Genomic DNA, 20,631 nt, shown 5'->3' with positions numbered 1-20,631 from the left:
AATTGATTATTTACTTACATTAAAGTTGAGCAAATAAATCAAAATCGTTATTCAATATCGCATCAGCATCAAGATACATACCAGCAAAAAACGTATTTATAAGTTGCTGATTATAATATAAAAAATTTTGAGATTTGAAATTACGCCAAGATCTAAAGCGCAACAAATTCATGCACGAGAGAAAACTTTACATGGGTGGGTAATAGCAAGCGATTAGCGTGCGAGGCGCGAATCACCGCCTTACTTCATTTCTAAATGATGCTTTAGGGTATCCAATGACACAGGCTTGAGCATATGGCTAGTTACGCCATAATTTTTCTGGGTTTTTGCGTCAATTTCAGAGCCGCTAAGTATATGAATGACCGCATTTTGAGCCCTAACACGAACCGCATCAAGTAGGCTCTCGCCAGTCATATCTGGTAACCCCATATCAATCAAAAATATCTCTGCTTCGTTTCGCTTAATAAAATTTATGCATGCTTGACCATTAGATACGTGGTTTACGTCATAGCCTAATCGAGTCAGCAAAATCTTCATTATGCTTGCAGTATCCTCATCATCCTCCACTAGGCAGACTCTCTCTTTGGGCTCAAGCGACTCTGTTTTTTCTGATTCTGAATACATTCCTAAATATCTAGCTAAGGATGTAAGCAAGCTATCTGGTTCAATTGGTTTAGCCAGCAAATCGGAAAAGCCCGCGTCATCGGTGGTGGTTTTTGTACCTTTTTGTATCGCTGCAGTCATTGCAATAACAGGCAAATGAGGAAAGTGGCGCTTTATTTGCGTCATCGCTTCTACTCCCGTCATAACAGGCATATGTAAATCCATTAGCACCAAATCAAATGGGACATTTTGCTGATGAGCATCGTCAACCGCTTCAACGGCTAACTGCCCATTGCGAGCAAATTCAATGCTGCAACCGCTTTGCTTAACGTAATGGCCTACAAGTTGACGAATTTCAAACACATCATCAACAATTAGTACTTTGCCACGAAGTCGTTTTTTGGCGCTTATGACTTCGTTAGGCTCTAGCAAATTAATATTTACATGCGAGCTGTCTGTGTCGGGGCATCGAACGAGCGGCATAAGTAAGGTAAATGTTGACCCCTTATCGAGCGACGACTCAACATCTATTCGCCCGCCCATTCTATGAATGATTTCAGCCGTTATAGATAATCCTAGACCGGCACCACCCGCTTTCCTATTTGCCACATCTTCGATTTGTCTGAAGGGCTGGAAAATCGAGTCGATTTGGCTCTGCTCCATGCCAATTCCAGTGTCTTTTACTTCGACACAAAGCTCTGGCTTTTCACAGTAGGTCTCAGATATACAAAGGGAAACCGTTCCGCTGTCGGTAAATTTGATAGCATTGCCAAGCAAGTTGATTAACACTTGCTTAAAGCGAATCTCATCTAGCATTACATGATGTGGTATCTCAGTGCTTGAGCGACATATTAGCTCAAGACCTTTGTCTAAGGCATTCACTGATGACAAGGAATACACTTCAACAAACAGCTGATGAAGGGCCGTTTTTCGGTTTTGTAGTTCAAATTTGCCCGCGGATATTTTCGATAAGTCAAGCACATCGTTCAACAAATTAAGCAAATGTTTGCCGTTATTGCCAATGATCTGTAGCTCTTTTTGTAAAGGTGCGGCCATGTCGTTTTCGAGTAGCAATGAGGTATAGCCAAGGATTGACGTGAGCGGAGTACGAAGCTCGTGGCTTAAATGGGCAATAAACTTATCTTTAGCTTGATTTTCAGAACGGATGCGCTCATTTGTGATGCGCGAAATTTCTAACTCCTTTCGCGATATCGCATAAAACACCGATTTTTCAAATTCAGCGGTTTCAATAGCCGCTTTCATAATGTAGTCTTGCGCGCCTTTGTTAATCGCTTTTCGCTCCACCACTTCATCGTTTTGCCCCGTTAACATTACGATTGGGGTTTTAATAGACTCATCCCCCAATGCGTCTAGCACCTCTAAGCCTGAAAACGATCCAAGAAAATGATCCAGAAGACATAAATCGAAAGTGTTGGAGCATAAATAGGATACCGCTTGTGATTTGTCAAAACTTACTGTGACGTCGACATCCGCACCGCCTATTTCGCGTAGACGGTCTGAGGCAATAAGCACGTCATCTTCGTCATCTTCGATAAGTAAAACACGCTTTATCGGCCTAGGCTTCTGCTCATGCATGGCTTGATACCCACGAAAACACCATCCCGTTAAGCATTTTACATACCGTCGTCATGCCTTATCTCCAATGCTGAGCAGTTGATTTGAGCAAGGCAAGTCAATGATGAACTCGCTCCCCTCGCCGGCCTCACTTTGCGCAGTAATTCGTCCGTTATGCCGCTCAACAATACGCCGACATACTGATAGGCCAATACCGGTGCCTTCATACTCATTGCGAGAATGTAAGCGCTGAAAGGGGGCAAATATTTTGTCAGCATAATTTTGCTCGAAACCAATACCGTTATCTTTGACAATAATTCGTACCCAATTTTCTAAATTTCGCTGATTAATATCTGCGGGCTGGGCACCCGCTTTTACCGTAATTTCGATAATTGGGTTTCGCTCAGCATGCGAAAACTTAAGTGCGTTGGCTACCAGATTGTAAAAAAGCTGTTGCATCTGCAGTGGGTCTGCATCAACTTCAGGTAGGCATTCGTAGTCAAGCTTTGCCTGTTTTTCCTCAATGACGAGACTTAAATCTTCCTGGCAATCTTTTACGATCGAATTCAAGTCGGTTTTGGTAAATGCCTTTCCACGACTGCTCACGCGCGAAAACTCTAATAAATCATTGATGAGTTTGCTCATGCGTATTGCCGCTTTTTGCATACGCTTAAGATAATCACTCCCTTTATCCCCTAACTGTTCCTTAAATTGGGTTTGCAGTCGGTCACCAAAGGTTTGAATCTTTCGAAGTGGCTCTTGCAAGTCGTGTGATGCTACAAACGCAAAATCTTCTAATTCTCTGTTACTGCGCTTGAGCTCTTCTGAATAAATAGATAGCTCGCGAGTACGTTCCTCCACAGCAAAAAATAAATCGGCGTTCTGCTCTTCAATTTCTCGCTCTCGTTTGCGTTGAAATTGAATGTTCATGCGCGCTAAAAAGAAAATTCCGACAACTAGTAAAATGCTAGTAATTAGGGAGATGATAAGCGTCGTTCGTGATTCAGCCACAACCTTTTGAAGTTCAGTAGATAATTGGGTTCTATAGGCTTCTTCGTTTGCACTTATTGTTTCAAACAGCTCTCGAATTTTCGCGTAACGCTGATGTTGATTAGGCAGTCGTCCAAGCAAGTTCTTTCCCATTTCGTCATCTTGCTGCTCAGACGCTTGTGCTTTATCAATAGACCCTTGCAAGGCATTAAGCTCGTTGTTTATCAACTTTGCAACTTGGTCAATGAGTATTTTTTGGTTATTTAAGTCTGACTGAATGTCTGTGAGCTTTTTTAAACTGTTCTGCGCTTTATCCAATGCGCTGTTAAATTCCCGCAATGCGCCTTGACTCATTTCTAACAGGTAGCCATTTTCTCTCGTTTCAACGGTTAAAAAGTCAATATAGAGTCTACTTAAGACTGCTCGTATGTCTCCCGTGTTGCGCACATCTTGCTGCAAGGCTCGCAGCTCATTTACAGTACTACTGGATATATAGGTATTTGCTCCAATTAGAATTATGAACAAGATACAGATAATTGACCAAGTATGCATAGAGGTGCTTTTTACATTCGACATCTGTTAAAGCCTCTATCGATGTTTTTGCATCGTTTGCAGTTGCTCACTACATTGCTGACAATACTGAATGATTTTATCAGCTGCGGCGAGTATATCAGTCGCTTGCTCATTCGATTCTGCAAGCATCTTAATAAGTTCTGCCTGCATGGAAATATTATTGAGAGGACGGCGAGCGTCATGTATTTGCTGCGCAAATTTATCCATATTAGCCATGCTTGCTCCTCTGATTCTCTCTAATTAGATTCGTGTGTGCATTTTTAATCATTCTCGAGGCCCGTTTGGCATAGAATGAACGTTAAAGTTCATCCCCATAAGCGTGAAGACGGTTGTATAGTGTTTTTGTACTAATTCCAAGCATCTCAGCCGCAGAGGTTTTGTTGTTGTCAACCTTCGCAAGCGTGGCATATATAAGCTCGCGTTCAATCTCATCGATTGTTTTACCCACGCTCGCCGTGCCCATATTCTGATTTTTTTGTGAAAAAGGTGAATCAAAATGCTTAGGCAGTTCGACCTTCTTACCCCCCGGGTCACTCATAATAAAAGCTCGGTGAATTGCATGACGCAACTCTCTCACATTACCCGGCCAGTCGTGTTGTTCGAGTTGATTAATTTGAGCATCACTAAATGAAAATGTTTCACCATGTTCTTGATTGAGCTGCTGTAAAAAAGCTCGACTCAATAAAGGAATGTCTTCTTTGCGCTCTCTCAAGCTTGGGATCGTAATCGGAAAGACAGCTAAACGAAAATAGATGTCTTCGCGCAAAATGTTTTCCTGCGCAATCTGTTCAATAGTGCGATTCGTCGCGCTGATGACTCGGCATTCAATAGGGAACTCACGCGTTCCGCCGACACGCGCAACGCGCTTAGTTTCGAGTACACGTAATAAATTAGGCTGCATATCAAGCGGCATTTCGGTCACTTCATCCAAAAATAAAGTGCCTTTATGTGCGCGTTCGAACACGCCAGGTTTTTGCATTGATGCGCCGGTAAATGCACCTTTTTCGTGCCCAAATAGTTCGCTACCAATTAGTTCTTTTGAAAACCCGCCACAGTTTGTTGCAATGAGGTCTCCCGGCGGAGAGCTTGCATTATGTATGGCTTGTGCTACTAATTCTTTACCTACGCCGCTCTCCCCCATAAGCATGACGTTGGCGTCTGAGCGAGCCACTCGCTCAATCATTACATAAAGCTTCTTCATTGCGTCAGACTCGCCAATTAAGCATTCAAAATGAGACTGCACTTCATTCTGGATTTTTGGCGCATATTTTACATTATTAGCTTTTTCTGCCAATCGTGAATTTGCATCGCTTCTTGATAAGTGGTTTGACATTGCCCGTTTTGGATTTAGAACAGCTTCAATATCTTCGCGTTGAATAGGCTTCATTAAATAATTCACTGAGGGGCCTGCAATGTGCGAAATCGCATTTTTAATATCCGGATTACCTGTTATAAAGGTTACCTTAGGCATTTTCTTAATTTTTTGGAGATGCTCATATACATGCAGGCCACTGCCATCCGGCAGCATAAAGTCAATAAGAAGATGGTCAAACTCATTCAGGCTTAACCAATCCTTTGCGTCTTTGACCGAATCAGATATCGATACGTGGTGACCAAGATGCTCAATGATGTTACTAAACACTTGGGTAAATTCAGTGTCATCATCAATTAGTAAAATAGATTTCACTCATATTCCTCATTTAGGCACATTGTCGGCGGCACACATACGGCGTACCTTCTATAGTTGGGTATGTAAAACTTACACACATTGTCTAATGCATTCGAATCAAATACCGAATTTTTTTATAAAGAACAGCTAGATACGAAGAAACCTATAGATGGCTCAATATCTGCTCTTAGTCGCAGTAGGTTCAGTTTACCCGCTGAACGCTGTCAACTGTAAGAAATCAATCAACACATACATATAGGAATGTTACATGCAGGTTAAACGATATCTTATACCCTATCTGGCGATCTTAATTACTTACCTTATCGCTGACTTTATATGGCTGGGCATTGTCGCTAAGTCAGATTACACCTCCAGCATTGGCGATATGATGCGCAATATTTATCCAATCTGGCCTTGGGCCGCTTTTTATCTTATTTACAGTGCTTGTATACTTCGCTTAACAATTTTCAATGGTGCGAAGCCCAACATTATCAGCGTAGGCCTAAACGCTTTTGTGCTTGGTGTAGCAAGTTACGGCGCTTATAACCTGACAAACTACGCAATTATCGCCGACTGGCCTTTGGGCATAACGTTCAAAGACTGGGCGTGGGGCACATGCGTGACGACAATGTCAGCCATTATTGGCTATCTTGCTTCAATTATTCATTCCCGTTTCATTGCCTCAGACTGTGATTCGTAACATGCATTCAAGCGACAGCTAACAGCCTGTCGCTCACTTTCGGACATATTTAGATTGGCGCACGCGGTTTCTATAAGCTGAACTTGCGCCATTATCGCCTCATGATTCGCGCTCTGTTTTTTTGATAATTCCAACAATTGCGCAAAAACTTCCAATAAACGCACCACAACGGCAACATGATCAAGGGCATGTTGACGTATCTGGTCAAATGCACAATTTAATAAGCCAGCAAAGGTGGGCTGACGTGTAATTACACGCAGATGATCCTCTTCATCTAGCACTAAGGCTTGTGATAAATCCATATTTGATAATTGACTTAGACGAAGCGCAAGACTGTCGATGCAATGAATAGCCGTGTAAGGGTCGTTTATCCCTGGTGATAATGCACGTAAAGCCATCTCCACAAGTTGATTGATTCTAAACTCTGGATCTTGCATGGGCGTTCGTTCATGGCCCATAATGAAAAAGCGCTGCAAATCAATTTCGCTCGACGAGAGTTGAACATCGCTATGGATTTTGGCCAAGGCAATACCACATAAAACATGATGTCCTGTGCGCACCTGAAGTTGGATAACGCCACTTAAGTCTTTCGCGTAGGCAGCCATTCCTTCATAGTTGATGCCTTGGATATAGCCTGCATACTCACTCGTCACCTCTTGATTATAGGCGCATTTATCGGGCTCGAATAAATGGATACCCTGATTGAACTTGTTGCAGTTTTGGGTGATCAAAGTCTCAAAATCAGTGCCCAGTTGCTGCGATACCTTTTTAATAACATTGTCTGCCTGAATAGATATCGCGACATGATGAATGAAATAGATAAGCGTGAAAACACAGACTATCGCAAGCACCAAACCCATCGATACAGTTAAGCCCGGCATAAAAGCCTCGCCCATTTGAGTGTTAACCGCCCGCATTGCAAGCAGGCAATACACAAAGGTAGCGGTTAGTATGCCCAAAACCCACTGCGTTCTTCTATCTTCAATGAAATTACCAATTAGGCGTGGACCAAACTGCTGCGACGCCATAGTCAGTACAACTAAAGTCATTGAGAAAGCAATACTGGTGATAGTGATGATTGAACCTGCCACTACCTGCATAAGACTTAAGGCCGCGTTAGGCTGTAAGTCATTTAAAAGGACAAGCAGTGAGTGATTGGAGTACTGTAAGTCTTGGTCAAGTTGTACAAGAAAAAGTACTAACGCGCTGGATATGATAATCAAAAAGGTTGGTAATGCCCAAAAACTACGGCTAAGCACCATCAGGCGCTTAGCCAAAACTAAAAATACATTAGATGGAGCCGCGCGTTTTAGCACTTTACTCCAATTTTTAGACATGATTATCGTTGATCATGGTTAGGCTCATCTTTAGTGCCATTAAATACAATTACTGCATCTGAGCCCGAAAAAGCGCGGTACGCAGACTTTACCTTCATCCGCTCTTCGTCACTCAAGGCACTTACATGTAATAACGCGGTATTGTCTTTATACGTAACTTCGACAGGTGAGCTCACTCCTTCTACAGTGAAAGTCATGCGCGCGATAGGCGTGGGCGCTTCAAACATAACGCTTAAATCTTTACCCTTTAATAAAGTCGCGTCAGACGTATTTTCATCCACTTGTGGCGCGGCATATGCGCTTGTGCATAGAAATAGCGACATTGCCACTAAGGCGGCTATTTTGTTAGTGATATTACTGCGAATACTTTTGTTCGTCATTTTTAATCTCCTTGAACACTATTTAATTAATTGAAATTGACAATACTCTAACTACCGGTAGCGCAATTTACTGACTTTTGTCACGATTTGACCTATCTACAGAATCGCGTTTCTCGCGAGAGTGCTCACAGTCATATTGATTTGCTGAGGTTTTCTGTTGTTCTTGCAACATTGCATTTAGCTTTTCACCGCCTTTAATCCCAAAATCTAAAGTGCGAATTGGGAATGGGATAAGGATGTTATTTTCTGCAAGTGTTTTGTGGACAAGCGACACCCCTCTGTGCCTCGCTAGCATGTAGCCAGGCTCCCCTGGATAATCTATCCAAAACCAAACTAGAAGGTTGACACTACTGTCGCCAAAGCCTTCCGCGAACACATTGACGTCGTCTTTGTTGATGATCCAGTCTTGTTCCTTAAGCTTTGATTCGATGAGATGCGCTGCTTCATCAATGTCGTCTGCATAAGAAATACCTACGGGAATCTCGATGCGGCGATAACCTTCGTGGGTATAGTTGGTTACGATGTTGCGAAATAGAATTTTATTTGGAATAACTTCAAGTTGTCCAAAGAAGGTTTCAACTAGCGTATTGCGCAAGTTAATCGCTTTGACGGTGCCAAATACCCCCTCAGCTTCAATCACATCATCAATTTGAAACGGCTTGCGTATCCCCATAGCGATGCCCGCAATTAAGTTTTCTGTCATGTCTTGGAAGGCAAATCCAATTGCCAAACCTACAATACCTGCACCTGCTAGCAGTGATGTGACCGTCCCCGTAAGGCCCAAGAACTCAAGCGCAATAAAAATACCGGCAATAAATACGATTACTCTGAAAATCGCCGCAAGTAAATCTGCAATTTGCTTGGATTCGAACATTTTATGCAACACAGACGACATCAAGCGTCCGGCAATCCGTGCAATAATCGCAAATACAATCGCAATGATTAACGCAACCACCATATTTGGCAGTAGCTTTATTCCCGACTCAACCCAAGAATTTACTTTGTCGTAAATCAGCGTCCAGAAATTGTTGAGTGCATCTAACTCCAAACCGTACTCCTAAGGTGCTTTAGAAACAGAAAGCTCCCCTCTCGTTAGGGGAGCTTCGGCGCTGCTTAATTAGCAATCTTTATCTTCGGCATTAGCCGTTTCTTTAACATCTTCACATGCATCTTCCACTGCATTTCCTGCATCAGTAACAACTTCGTCAATTGCCTCACCTGCGTCTTCAGCGTCACTATCGCCGCAAGCAGCTAGTGTGAACACAAATAAAGTTACTGCTGATAGTTTCGCTAAATTATTAATTAATGTATTCATGATACTCTCCCGTGAAATTGTAAAAATGATTGTTTATAAATGACTGCTTATACCTTTGGCTTTTTGCCCTTCAGGGCATTGACGACTAAAGAAAGCACTAATAAAACCACAAAAACGAAGAATAAAATTTGTGCTATCCCTGTCGCTGCTCCAGCGATGCCGCCAAATCCAAAAACAGCTGCGATGATCGCGATAATGAAAAATGTAATTGCCCAACCTAACATGAGAACTCCTTAATTTAAGATGTAGTAACAGCTTGTTCGACTTATCCGAATGCGCAAATCGTGCCGAAAATAAACCATTGTTTTTAATACAAAAAATATACACTCACGAAATATGCTTGGAAGTTCTTACACAGGTGTAAAGTCAAAATTACATGTTGGTGGGATGTTTATGAGGAGCGTGAAGCTGTGAATGAAAAGGAGAAATCGTTAAATACGCAGCTGCCGTGCATCGTTTTTTTAAAATATAAGATGGTTATCCACTGATGAATATTTCGAGCACTTTACAACTTTTGCCTAAAGGCTTAATCTGGAGCTGATTGACATTAGCTGGCATCAGCACCGCGTTTAAGTTGTCAAGACCTACCTTTGCTCCATTGGCAAGCACGTGACACATGCCTTCAACACCTAATAAAACAACAAACGAATCTAAGCGCCTGTAATCACGCGATAAAGCATCAGAACAATGAAGCAGATTACTCGTATAGTAAGGACAATCAACAATGGTCTGTGCACCTTGCCTGTCCTGCTCATATTGAACTTTCCCACTGCTGGCATCGCCATAATTGATGGCATCTTTTGCTTCGTCTAAATGAAGCGCACGCTTAACACCCTTACTGTCTTTGCGGTCGAAATCGTGAATACGGTAAGTGAGATCGGACGTTTGTTGTATTTCAGCCATTAGACATCCACCACCAATCGAGTGCACCTTACCCGCGTCTATTTGAAACACGTCTCCCTTTTGAACGGGGATCTTTTGGAGGTATTTACTGACGACGCCATTACAAAGTGTTTCAAAAAGTTGAGATTGCGTTATGGGCTCTTTGAATCCAGCGATAATTGACGACTTTTCGCGTGTCGTTCCAGCCACATACCACATCTCAGTTTTACCATTTTTCTCTCCGTGCTTTTTGGCTACTTCATCGTTTGGATGCACTTGGAGACTCAAATCATCAGCCGCGTCAATGATTTTGATTAGAAGCGGAAATCGATGGAAAAAACGCTTAAAAACTTTTTGCCCAACGAACTGACCTTGGTATTGCTGTATTAGTTGATTCAGGCTCAAGCCTGCCCAAAATCCATTTTGCACAACCGAGGTATCTGTCTCCAGACCAGAAATTAAATACGCTTCACCAATTGGCGCATCTGTGTTGTGCTCAATATCACGGTAAAACTTTGGCAAGTTCTTCCCGCCCCATAATTTTTCTTTCAAAATTGGGGTGAATACTAAAGGGTACATAGTTAGTTTTCCGTCAGTCGATTCAGAGCATATGCATAAGCGCCTATGGCAACTGCTTTTGAGCAACCCAACTTACTTTTGGCCACGAAGACCTTGATTTGCTCATGGTATTCAACCAGTCGTCCTGAACCTGGCACTTTGACCTGTCGCGAGCTGTGTTTAAGAAACTCGTCAAAAGCGTCATTGCTATCAAGGTAGCTGGCAGTGTGGATGAGTCTTTTATGTCCGTTTTCAAAGCTCCCGTTTAATACTTCCATGACTTTGGGCATAAATAGAGGAGCTGCGTTAGTGATGCCGCCGCCCATGACCACTGAACTGTCAAACAAGGAGATCAAATTGCAAATTGCATCTCCCAAGTGCAGTCCGAAGCGCTCAAATGCAAACTGGGCGGCGTTGCGCTGTGCATGGTCTTCTGTCATGGCTATACGGTGAATATCTGCCGGCATGAATCCCGTTTCTTTTACACCAGCAGCCTGTTCAAATTCATTGATAATGGCGCGTGTACTGACTCCATCTTCAATGTTGCGTTCACTGGAAATGGCGTTTGAAGTATTCCAAATTTCTGCGGCAAGATTATTGTCACCGCTTAGCACTTCACCCTTGTGCACCACACCTGCACCAAACCCAGTTCCTAGGGTAATACCCACAAGGTTGCGATAACGCTTGCTTGCACCTTTGATTTCCATGGCGTTGTTAATGTCACTCAATACACCACCCACCGCCTCCCCTAAAGCAAAGAGATCTCCGTCGTTTCTAATAAACACCGGTACTTGAAAAATATCATTGAGCATTGGTCCAAGTGGAATACCGCCGCGAAAGCCAGGTAAGTTGCCCAAATCGCCAATGATGCCGTTTTCATAATCTGAAGGGCCTGGAAATGCAAAACTAATGGCGTCTGGCGAGGCGTTTAAATGGTCTTTAACCGTCTTGAAGCCATTTGTGATGCCATCTAAGCACTTTTGTAAATTGTCAGCATTGGCATCTATCACAATCGGCTCGACAATTTCTCTGCCGCCACGCATCGCACTAAACACGAAATTAGTGCCGCCCGCGTCTAAGGTCATTACCACGCGTTTATCAAATAAAATGCTCATACCGCTTCCTTCTTTTCGCGCTTAATGGCAATCATAAACAAATAGACAAAGCTTATGATGGTCACAACAAAGCCGCTTAGCAAACCAAAAGTGTCGGCCACCCATCCGAATAAGACTGGCACGATAGCCCCGCCGATGATGGCGGTTACCATAAGACCGGATATTTCATTGCTCTTGTGAGGCATGCGGTCGATGGTGATAGAAAATATCAGCGGAAACACGTTTGCAAACCCTAAACCAATAAGGCCAATACACGCGAATCCAAGCGTATAGTTAGGGGCAGCAAACAAGCCCAGCGTGCCTGCCAGCGAGGCTAATATCGAGATCTGTAGAAATCGCTGAGGCGCCATTGTACGCAAAATAAAACCGCCTAAGAAACGTCCTACCATCAAGGAAAAAAAGAAAAATAGCGTGCCAAACAGTCCCGTTTGCTTGATGTCAAAATCAAAAGCTGTCTGCAAATAATTGGGCAGCTTTGAACTCATGGACACTTCTGCTCCAACGTATAAAAAAATGCCAAACACCATGGGTGCGACCCGCGAGTCTTTTAACAAACTCAAACATGATGAGAAACTGGCCGGTTTTTCGTCTGCGGGTGGGGCTTGTTCCTCGATGTGCGTGAAATATAAGTACACAACGACGAGTAGAATAAACGCACTGTAAATCGGAAACAGGATTTTCCAGTCTAATCCAAACATTTTGGCTGCCAAAATCGGAATTAATGCGCCTGACAAAGAACCAATCGCTTTGATAAATTGGCCAAATGATAGATTGCTTGAGTAGCGACCCTCTGTTGATATATCGCGCATTATCGGATTACCCGCAACTTGCAAAAGCGTCGCGCCTGTGCCAAGAAGCAACAAGCCTGTTAATACAAGCGCGAAAGAATTAAATCCGGATACCATAGGGATGATCATTCCCAATAACGCAGCGAGCAAACCTAGCTGCAAAACATGCTTTTTGCTCGTACGGGCTTGGTAAATACTCATAGGCACCGACAGCAGACCAAACATAATGAAGCCCATAAATGTAACCAAACCTGCCGCCAGATTGGAAAGCTGGTAGTCATTTTGAAGCTGGCTCGTTAGTGGCCCAACCACGTCACCGAAGCCCATGCACAAAAATGCAAGAAAAATGGGGTAAGAAGTGTGTTTTTGCATCTTGTTTTCATATCCTCGGTACGACTAAACGGCGATATATAGGCGAATTTTTGCCTTAATAATACATCTGCATATTAAAATGTTATCGTTAACATTAAGTGCAAAATAGTCAAGATTTAACATTTAGTCAACATAAAAATTGATGCAAATGTGCTGCTAAGTAATTACCAAGCGTGATTACGCGCCGATCTAATGGGCCGCAGGACCCGTGCTGTCTCTGATTACAAGTTCAAATGGTAATACTTCTCTGAGCCGAGTAGGGGGGTTACCATCAATGATTTGGATAAGCATATTAACCGCACGCTCACCCATCTCAGCAGCAGGTTGCTTTATGGTTGTAAGCGATGGATCAAAATATTGAGACACCGGGTTATCGTCAAATCCGGTAATGGAGATGTCTTTCGGGATAGACAAGCCAAGTTCTTTTGCGCCAAACATCGCACCAATAGCAATGTCGTCGCTAAAACAAATGACAGCAGTCGGCGGAGAATCTAGCGCCATTAGCGTTTTTATTCCCTCACGGCCGTTCTCAAAGGAAGCGTGATCACCCACCATTAGCTCATCTTCAAACACGATGTTATCTTCGGCCAAAGCTCTCGCTATCCCGCTAAAGCGGTCGAAGTATATTTGTGACGCGCGTTGACCGGAAATGATGCCGATTCGCGTATGTTCTAACTCTATTAGATAGTGAGTCAATGCACGGGCTGCGCCGAAGTTATCCAGCTCAACAAAAGGGAATTTGTAACCGCCAATTCGGTCACACACACTGACAATCGCAGCGTTTTGGCCCAGCTCCGTATCGTCTTTAGAGAATGGAAAGGTATAGTCTAATTGAATAAGACCGTCAGCGCGGCCATTTAGCACCATGCTTGCATATTGATTTTCTAATTCGCTTTTACCCTTCGTGTCACCAAGCAATACCGTGTAACCATGTTTTTTTGCGCCAGTTTGCACGCCCTCAATCACATTCATAAAGAAGGGATTCACCAGCTTGGGGACTAAAACAACGATAGAGTTTGCCCGACCGCGTTTGAACACCGTAGCCATAGCATTTGGTCGGTATCCCGACTCGCGCACCGCGCGCAACACCTTTTCACGTGTTTTCGGTTTTACTAATTCGGGCGATTTTAGCGTACGAGTCACTGTTGCTGTGGATACGCCAGCTAGCTCGCTCACTTTCTTTATATTGCTCATTAATGCGTCTGATAGAGAGTATAAGACAAGGTTGTAACAAAAGTTGAAAACGATAACAAGATTTTTACTCCAATAGAGAGTTTCATTGCTCTGGCTGGCCGAGCGAGAGCGCCAGTCGTTAATCACTCTCGAGTCGACGCAATAGACGACATGATAAAGAAAAACCTTAGTTATTACCGTCATTTCAGACGTTTAACCGCGCTCTGCAAGGCTAATTATGATCGGCCTGTTCAGAAATATTGTTATTTTTATCTACAATAATGAACAAAAGAATAAATCTTTTCTTGAAAATGTAATCGATAACATTTACATTTCATAATGTTGCAAATTTGTTGCAATTTGCCGCGTATAACTGAAGTCGCAAGTCAGCCGACCCACTCAAGCGGTTTTGCCAGGCAATCTAAGATAAGTAAAGGCGAATGAAATCATACCTTTATTCGCAATAGACACCACACTTTTGGCAGTTCAGGAATGACTTAATGCCTTGGGAGCTTTTATGACACACACTCAAACTTTGTCTCGCATTTTTAATTGTGCCTTTCTTCCAGCCTGCATCATTGCAAGCTTCCAAGCAAGCGCTCAAGAATTGCCTAGGGTCACAAGCAACGATAGCGCCGAAACGACGGAAGTTATCGAAGTAATAGGAACGCGCAGCTCAATCAAAGAGTCGTTGGCAATTAAGCGCACGGCCGACAGCATCGTTGAGGCGGTAACAATCGAAGACATTGGACAGCTACCCGACACATCCATTGCGGGGTCGTTAGAGCGGGTTACCGGGGTCACGTCCAACGAAGACCGTGGGCGCCCTACACAGCTTATTATTCGGGGATTAGGGCCGGATTTAACATTGACCACACTCAATGGTAGAGAACTTGCCTCGCAGCAAGATGGACGAGAAATTCAGCTAGGACTCATTCCCTCAGATATTATTCAGCAGGCGCGTGTGATTAAATCGCCTACCGCAGATGCCATTGAAGGCGGCGTTGCGGGAACAGTTGATTTGCGCTCAGCGCGCGGATTGGACTTCGGCAAACAGATTTTTGCGGTCAGAGTGAGCGGCGTACAGTCCGATATGCCAGACACTGAGCTTGCCAGCAACAATGGTTTTAGAACAAATTTGAGTTACATCGACCAATTTTCTGATAACACTGTGGGCATTTCTTTAGGGCTGGCGTTCAATCGCAATCCAGTAATCACAAATCAGTACGTTGGCGGTGGTGAGGAGCAACCCTTACCGCGTTTCCAATGGGATGGTAACACGCCCAGAGGTTTCGGTGATGTGGATGCAGATGGTTTAGTTGACTTCTTTCCTCGTGTAAACATCTTGCAGGGCGAAGCGCTAGAGGCAAACAACAGCGGCGGTATTTTTGGTCTGCAGTGGCGACCCTCGGATAAAACCGAGCTTAACTTTGACGCGATGTACACCAAAAGCAAAACCGAAGGCGGTGCATCGAGACTGCGCGTGATCATGAATAATCGCACTCGTTTTACCAATCTTGTCAGCACCGATGCGGACATTGGCAGCGCTCAAACACTCTCAGGTGAAGTGGTCAACGGCGCCCTTGTTGAAAGCTTTGATGCAACACGAGCACGAGTTCGAGTAGATTCCTTTGACCGAGAGCTAGAAAGCACTTTTAGTGCATTTGGCGCTAACCTACAGCATCAACTTAATAATGACTGGTCGGTAAGCGCTGACATTGGTTATTCAGAAGCAGAGTTTGATCGCACCAACATTGAAACCACTATGCAGCATAATGAAGTCGGTTTTTCTTTTGCACGCAACGGCGGTGACTTTCCATCCTTGACGAATTTTAGTGTTGATTTGGAAAACCCTACGCTTGCACAAAACCAAAATCAGGGTTTTCGGCCTGAGCTTTTTGCCTTAAATAATGACACAATAAACGATGAGCTACTCACCACGCGAATCGATTTTACTCGCGAATTGAGTTCCGATACATTCACACAGGTGTCATTCGGAGCGCGCTATGCAGATAGAACGAAAACCCGCGGGCGCGATTTTGATGGGCAAGGGTTTAACACCAGTCCTTTTGCCTCAAGCACCGATATTAACGATAGCTTGGCAAACGCGCAAACCGTGCTGCAAAACTTCCCATTTGATGACTTTTTATCTGGCGCGAATGCTACCTCTCCCAGCGGCTTCTTTTACCTCGACCCCAATGCGCTACTAGCACTTCGAGGTGAGCCTAATTTAGGTTTGGATACACGTGACTTAACCATCAATAATTTTGATGTTGACGAGCGCTATTCCAGCGCATATGGACGCGTCGATTTTGAAAGCGAGATTGGTGATGTGATGGTATGGGGTAATGCGGGTGTGCGCGTGGTAAGAACAGAGACCACTTCGAACGTGATTACGCCGACATTTTCAGCCCAGACCGATGAAAACGGCGTCATTACCGAAGTTACGATTGACCCGATTGATGTAGACAGCCCAAATATTGTATCTTTTGAAAATAGCTATACTGAAGTATTGCCTAACCTCAATGTCGTATTCGAGCTGCATGACGATTTACTGCTTAGAACCGCTGTCGCCAAAACCATGTCGCGGCCCGTTTTCCAACTCTTGGGAAGCACTTTGGAGCTACAGGGCTTAACTACACCAGAAAATCCTGATGAAGACATTGCTATTACCGGCACAGCTGGCAACCCAAACTTAGATGCTTTTACTGCTTGGCAATATGATGCAAGCTTTGAATGGTACGCCAGTGATGATATTGCCCTAACTGTTGGCCTATTTTACAAAGATGTAGAAGGATTTGTTATAAACGACCAGCGCGAAAGTACGCTGTCCGACCAAAACGGATTACCGGTGAGCGTCATCGTTGATCAGCCGGTTAATGACGATGAAAGTGGCTACATATCGGGTCTTGAAATAGGTTATAACCATGCATTTACTGGCTTACCTGCGCCCTTCGATGGACTTGGTATGTCGCTAAATTACTCACTACTTGATACTGACATCGAGTCTAACTTTTTGAACAGTTATGTAGACGGCAACAATGCAACTCCAAATGGCGCTGGCTGCTTAGCGCCAGATACCGCAGCTTCAGGGCGAATTTGTAGCGAGTTCACCCAAGACCCAAATAATTTTGCCAAGCAAACCTTCAATGGCGTTTTCTATTACAACAAGGGCCCCGCTAACTTCAGAATTGCCGTGCGCTATAAAGATGATCAAACAAGGCAAGGTGAGAACCTGAACTTTCCGCGAATTCAGCAAGGCGAGACCTTCATTGACTTTTCCGCCAGTTACGCAATCAACAAGCACTTCAGGCTACTTGCGGGTGTAACTAATGTAACAGATGAACCTGCTCGCGTCTTTTGGCAAGACCCATGGGGTAGCAATAGCGAAGCAAGCACCAATCGCTTTACGCAGTTTGGACGCACTTACACCCTTGGCGTCATTTATCGGATGTAATGTGATGATTCAGAGCTTCAAATATAGAGTATTCTCGATTTGTTTCGTCGCGTTCTGTGTTACAGGGTGTAGCGATTTACACACGAACAACTCTCACAAGTCTAATGTAAGTGAAAGCGGAGTGGCTGCGCTTGGGGAGGCTCGTCTTGATTACGTCAATCCCTTTATTGGCACTGGCGGCCACGGACATACTTTCCCTGGCGCAACGGTTCCATTCGGCATGATTCAGCTCTCTCCATCAAACAAAAGCCGCGGCTGGGACTGGGTGTCGGGTTATCACTACTCCGACACCGGAATTAAAGGCTTTGCTCATACTCACTTGAGCGGCACAGGGATAGGCGGACTGGGCGATATATTAGTCATGCCAACGCATAACTTTGATAGCGTGGACGCTGGTAGCGATGACGATTTGCGCTCAGGTTATCGCTCAGCATTTAGCCATGACCAAGAAAGTGCTTCACCCGGCTACTACAGCGTAAAATTGCTCGACTATGATATTGATGTTGAGCTTACCGCAGCTGCTCGTGTTGGTTTTCATCGCTATACCTTTAATCGAAATGGCGATAATCGTGTGGTGATTGACCCAAGCCATTTTATTGCACAACCAAGTCATGAAACCCATATTGAAGTCTTATCCGATACTACCATTCGCGGGTATCGACGCAGTATAAGAGGCGATGGACAAGCAGGTCCCCGCACTGCTTATTTCTATGCTGAATTCTCAACGCCATTTCGGGCTCGCTTGTTTGACGCCGACAACGCCATCGAAGCCCAAAGTCATATCAGCCGAAGCACCAAAGCACTGCTGGATTTTGATCTAGGGGCGGGCGACACAGTAGAGCTTAAACTCGCGCTTTCTTTTGCAAGCGCAGATGGTGCAAAAGAGAATTTCGAGACAGAGGCAAGAGACCAATCATTTGATGGTGCGCTAGTAAGTGCTCGAAAACAGTGGGCTGAAAAGCTTTCAAAAATAGACATCAGCGGTACTCATTCACAGAAAGTCATTTTTTACACTGGGATGTACCATAGTTTTATTGCGCCTAACTTAATTTCCGATGTAAATGGAGATTTCCGCGTCCAAAACCAGTCATTCAATACCGACTATCCTCAATATAGTAACTACTCGACGTGGGATACCTTCCGTACTTTACATCCTATGTATTCTTTGATTGAGCAATCACAAAATAAAGCACTCGTGCAATCGATGATTTCTCGACATGCTGTTTCAAAGCTTGAGTTACCCAAGTGGGAAATGAACGGTCATGACAATCGCTGTATGCCGGGATATTCCATGGTGCCGGTAATAGCAGATGCCGTACTCAAAGGCATGCCTGGTATTGACAATGAAGCCGCCTATCAGGCCATTCGTCACGCGGCGTTTGGCCGCGACCGCCATAGCCCCAACTATGGTCGTGACAACGGTATGGATGAATATTTAGACTTTGGCTACATTGATGCATCTGTGGGGAGCTCCCTGGCTAAAATGCCAGAATACAACTATTACGATGGCGTGATTGCACAAGTGGCTAAACGCTTAGCTAAAGATGAAGATGCCGCGATGTTTGAGTCAAGAAGCCTAAGTTTTATGCACATGTTTGAGACTGAAACCGGTTTTTTGTGGCCAAGAGAGTCGAGCGGCGAATGGGCGCAAATGCAGCTTGATAATTGGGATTCGCTCAACCGCCACTACATTTCTGGCAACATCTGGGCCTATAGCACCTTTGCTCCGCACGCAATGCCAGAGTTAGTGAATCTACATGGCGGTGCCGAGGCATTCGGTGACAAACTGGATCGAATATTTAACGAGACCACGCCCATTGGTGGTAAACAACATGTCGATATATCAGGTTTTATAGGACGCTACAGCCATGGCGATGAACCGGCGCACCACATGGCATTTCTATACAACTACATTGGCCAAGGCTACAAAACCCAAGAACGCGTGAGGCAAATACTAACGAGTTTTTATGGCGATGATGAAAATGGGCTCGACAACAACGAAGATATGGGTCAAATGTCAGCTTGGTACATCATGGCCGCACTTGGCATCTATCCAGTAGACCCAAGTGCGAAACAATACATCTTAACGAGTCCGCTTCACAGTTATGCTAGCTTGAACTTAGAAGATGGAAAGCGCTTTACGATCACGACGGATAAAGATCCTATGTCGAATCCCTACATTGAGCGAGTCACGCTTAATGGTAAGGATTACGCTCAAGCATATATCACACACGAAACCATTCTTGCAGGTGGTGAGCTAGTCTTTTACGTAAACGACACCCCAAACAAGCAATGGGCGGCCTCATCCGAAAACTGGCCAGTAAGGCTTAATGAGCCTCGCACACCGCCCAGTATCAAGCATGCGCTATCGCCCTTTGATGCTGATGTAGACAAGATGTTTGTTACCTCGCGTGAAATTTCGCTCAATACCAACACACAAGGCGCAAGCATGTTTTACACTCTGGATGGCAGCGAGCCAAGCCAGCAAAGTATCCCATACACGGGTGCCTTTTCAATTGATGACACAACAACGCTGAAAACTATTGCCTTTCACGAGCAACTTGCACCTAGCAAAGTGTTAACACGCACCTATGTAAAAAGCGCGCTTGCAGGATTGTCTCAAGGGTATCCAGAGATTACCCTACGTCCTGAACCGACTCGTTTTGGCGATAAAAAAGGGCGCTTTTTAATCGATGGCGAGTTTGCGACAAAACATGCAAGAGATGGGAGGTGGACTGCCGTTCGAGGCAGTGACTTAATCATTGAGATGGTGTTAGGTGAACACACAAGCTTCGAATACCTATCGCTTAGCACACTAATTGATGTACCAAGGCAGTACCAAGCACCGGCCAAAATAGAGGTGTTTGGCAGCGATGAGCAAGGCAATGAGTTTTCTCTGGGTATGTGGGAGCTAGAAACTGAACTTAGCGCTTGGGCGCATCAACTTTTACCGATTCGCATACCTCTGCAAAACGATGTTGTAAATGCAGTGCGCATCAAAATGCACAATTATGGTTCTCGCACGCCCGATAAACCCAGCAATTTCTGGGTAAGTGCTGACGAAATAGTACTGAACTAGCCGAAAATAAAAGCAAACTGGTAAGGTGTGCCCGCATACCATCAGCGAGATTGCCTGTGTTCTTG

Annotated in this window: 16 protein-coding genes; 3 read left to right on the top strand and 13 right to left on the bottom strand. The window is 44.3% G+C overall.

Annotation, left to right across the window (positions count from 1 at the left end; genetic code table 11):
* Positions 1-240: 240 nt before the first annotated feature.
* The 4 genes from PN836_RS13710 to PN836_RS13695 all read right to left on the bottom strand — a co-directional run bounded on the left by PN836_RS13710 (position 241) and on the right by PN836_RS13695 (position 5,428).
* Positions 241-2,199 (bottom strand): response regulator, encoded by a 1,959-nt coding sequence (locus PN836_RS13710; protein ID WP_395339180.1) that lies wholly within the window; start codon positions 2,197-2,199, stop codon positions 241-243.
* Between the two features lie 51 nt (positions 2,200-2,250).
* Positions 2,251-3,744, bottom strand: coding sequence for a sensor histidine kinase (locus tag PN836_RS13705; protein WP_395339178.1), 1,494 nt, complete (start codon positions 3,742-3,744; stop codon positions 2,251-2,253).
* A 12-nt stretch (positions 3,745-3,756) separates the two neighbouring features.
* Positions 3,757-3,957 (bottom strand): histidine kinase, encoded by a 201-nt coding sequence (locus PN836_RS13700; protein ID WP_395339176.1) that lies wholly within the window; start codon positions 3,955-3,957, stop codon positions 3,757-3,759.
* A gap of 82 nt (positions 3,958-4,039) precedes the next feature.
* Complete coding sequence (locus PN836_RS13695; protein WP_395339174.1) at positions 4,040-5,428, bottom strand: sigma-54-dependent transcriptional regulator; 1,389 nt, start codon at positions 5,426-5,428, stop codon at positions 4,040-4,042.
* A gap of 250 nt (positions 5,429-5,678) precedes the next feature.
* Between PN836_RS13695 and PN836_RS13690 the strand changes: the two genes are divergently transcribed.
* Positions 5,679-6,110, top strand: coding sequence for a DUF2177 family protein (locus tag PN836_RS13690; RefSeq protein ID WP_395339172.1), 432 nt, complete (start codon positions 5,679-5,681; stop codon positions 6,108-6,110).
* Here the strand turns inward: PN836_RS13690 and PN836_RS13685 are convergent.
* The 9 genes from PN836_RS13685 to PN836_RS13645 form a co-directional block, all read right to left on the bottom strand.
* Positions 6,074-7,447: a DUF2254 domain-containing protein gene (locus tag PN836_RS13685; protein WP_395339170.1), complete on the bottom strand. Its 1,374-nt coding sequence runs from the start codon at positions 7,445-7,447 to the stop codon at positions 6,074-6,076. The genes PN836_RS13690 and PN836_RS13685 overlap by 37 nt on opposite strands.
* A gap of 2 nt (positions 7,448-7,449) precedes the next feature.
* Positions 7,450-7,827 carry a hypothetical protein gene (locus tag PN836_RS13680; protein ID WP_395339168.1) on the bottom strand — a complete coding sequence of 126 codons (378 nt, stop codon included), beginning with the start codon at positions 7,825-7,827 and terminating at the stop codon, positions 7,450-7,452.
* A 67-nt stretch (positions 7,828-7,894) separates the two neighbouring features.
* Positions 7,895-8,875, bottom strand: coding sequence for a mechanosensitive ion channel family protein (locus PN836_RS13675; protein WP_395339167.1), 981 nt, complete (start codon positions 8,873-8,875; stop codon positions 7,895-7,897).
* Positions 8,876-8,944: 69 nt separating this feature from the next.
* Complete coding sequence (locus PN836_RS13670; RefSeq protein ID WP_395339165.1) at positions 8,945-9,142, bottom strand: hypothetical protein; 198 nt, start codon at positions 9,140-9,142, stop codon at positions 8,945-8,947.
* A gap of 47 nt (positions 9,143-9,189) precedes the next feature.
* Positions 9,190-9,366 (bottom strand): DUF1328 family protein, encoded by a 177-nt coding sequence (locus tag PN836_RS13665; RefSeq protein ID WP_395339163.1) that lies wholly within the window; start codon positions 9,364-9,366, stop codon positions 9,190-9,192.
* 253 nt (positions 9,367-9,619) lie between these two features.
* Complete coding sequence (locus PN836_RS13660; RefSeq protein WP_395339162.1) at positions 9,620-10,603, bottom strand: type I phosphomannose isomerase catalytic subunit; 984 nt, start codon at positions 10,601-10,603, stop codon at positions 9,620-9,622.
* Positions 10,604-10,605: 2 nt separating this feature from the next.
* Positions 10,606-11,697, bottom strand: coding sequence for an ROK family protein (locus tag PN836_RS13655; RefSeq protein ID WP_395339160.1), 1,092 nt, complete (start codon positions 11,695-11,697; stop codon positions 10,606-10,608).
* The gene (locus tag PN836_RS13650; RefSeq protein ID WP_395339158.1) at positions 11,694-12,857 is read right to left on the bottom strand and encodes an MFS transporter; all 1,164 of its coding nucleotides are present in this window, start codon (positions 12,855-12,857) and stop codon (positions 11,694-11,696) included. The genes PN836_RS13655 and PN836_RS13650 overlap by 4 nt, the downstream gene beginning before the upstream one ends.
* Before the next feature lie 189 nt (positions 12,858-13,046).
* Positions 13,047-14,051, bottom strand: coding sequence for a LacI family DNA-binding transcriptional regulator (locus tag PN836_RS13645; RefSeq protein ID WP_395339156.1), 1,005 nt, complete (start codon positions 14,049-14,051; stop codon positions 13,047-13,049).
* Positions 14,052-14,547: 496 nt separating this feature from the next.
* Here PN836_RS13645 and PN836_RS13640 point away from each other — a divergent pair, with 496 nt between their 5' ends.
* Both PN836_RS13640 and PN836_RS13635 read left to right on the top strand, forming a co-directional pair.
* The gene (locus PN836_RS13640) at positions 14,548-17,487 is read left to right on the top strand and encodes a TonB-dependent receptor (protein WP_395339154.1); all 2,940 of its coding nucleotides are present in this window, start codon (positions 14,548-14,550) and stop codon (positions 17,485-17,487) included.
* A 121-nt stretch (positions 17,488-17,608) separates the two neighbouring features.
* Positions 17,609-20,566: a GH92 family glycosyl hydrolase gene (locus PN836_RS13635; RefSeq protein WP_395339153.1), complete on the top strand. Its 2,958-nt coding sequence runs from the start codon at positions 17,609-17,611 to the stop codon at positions 20,564-20,566.
* The last annotated feature ends 65 nt before the right edge of the window (positions 20,567-20,631 follow it).

The sequence above is a fragment of the Ningiella algicola genome, from assembly GCF_028401415.2.
In the GTDB taxonomy this organism is placed as follows: Bacteria; Pseudomonadota; Gammaproteobacteria; order Enterobacterales; family Alteromonadaceae; genus Glaciecola.
The sequence above is the reverse complement of the archived record's forward strand: the minus strand, read 5'-3'. Positions and strand labels throughout refer to the sequence as shown.

Coding starts and splice junctions, on each gene's coding strand:
- PN836_RS13710 (WP_395339180.1), bottom strand. CDS start 2,199: ATGCATGAGCAGAAGCCTAGGCCGATAAAGCGTGTTTTACTTATCGAA.
- PN836_RS13705 (WP_395339178.1), bottom strand. CDS start 3,744: ATGTCGAATGTAAAAAGCACCTCTATGCATACTTGGTCAATTATCTGT.
- PN836_RS13700 (WP_395339176.1), bottom strand. CDS start 3,957: ATGGCTAATATGGATAAATTTGCGCAGCAAATACATGACGCTCGCCGT.
- PN836_RS13690 (WP_395339172.1), top strand. CDS start 5,679: ATGCAGGTTAAACGATATCTTATACCCTATCTGGCGATCTTAATTACT.
- PN836_RS13685 (WP_395339170.1), bottom strand. CDS start 7,447: ATGTCTAAAAATTGGAGTAAAGTGCTAAAACGCGCGGCTCCATCTAAT.
- PN836_RS13680 (WP_395339168.1), bottom strand. CDS start 7,827: ATGACGAACAAAAGTATTCGCAGTAATATCACTAACAAAATAGCCGCC.
- PN836_RS13670 (WP_395339165.1), bottom strand. CDS start 9,142: ATGAATACATTAATTAATAATTTAGCGAAACTATCAGCAGTAACTTTA.
- PN836_RS13665 (WP_395339163.1), bottom strand. CDS start 9,366: ATGTTAGGTTGGGCAATTACATTTTTCATTATCGCGATCATCGCAGCT.
- PN836_RS13660 (WP_395339162.1), bottom strand. CDS start 10,603: ATGTACCCTTTAGTATTCACCCCAATTTTGAAAGAAAAATTATGGGGC.
- PN836_RS13655 (WP_395339160.1), bottom strand. CDS start 11,697: ATGAGCATTTTATTTGATAAACGCGTGGTAATGACCTTAGACGCGGGC.
- PN836_RS13650 (WP_395339158.1), bottom strand. CDS start 12,857: ATGCAAAAACACACTTCTTACCCCATTTTTCTTGCATTTTTGTGCATG.
- PN836_RS13645 (WP_395339156.1), bottom strand. CDS start 14,051: ATGAGCAATATAAAGAAAGTGAGCGAGCTAGCTGGCGTATCCACAGCA.
- PN836_RS13640 (WP_395339154.1), top strand. CDS start 14,548: ATGACACACACTCAAACTTTGTCTCGCATTTTTAATTGTGCCTTTCTT.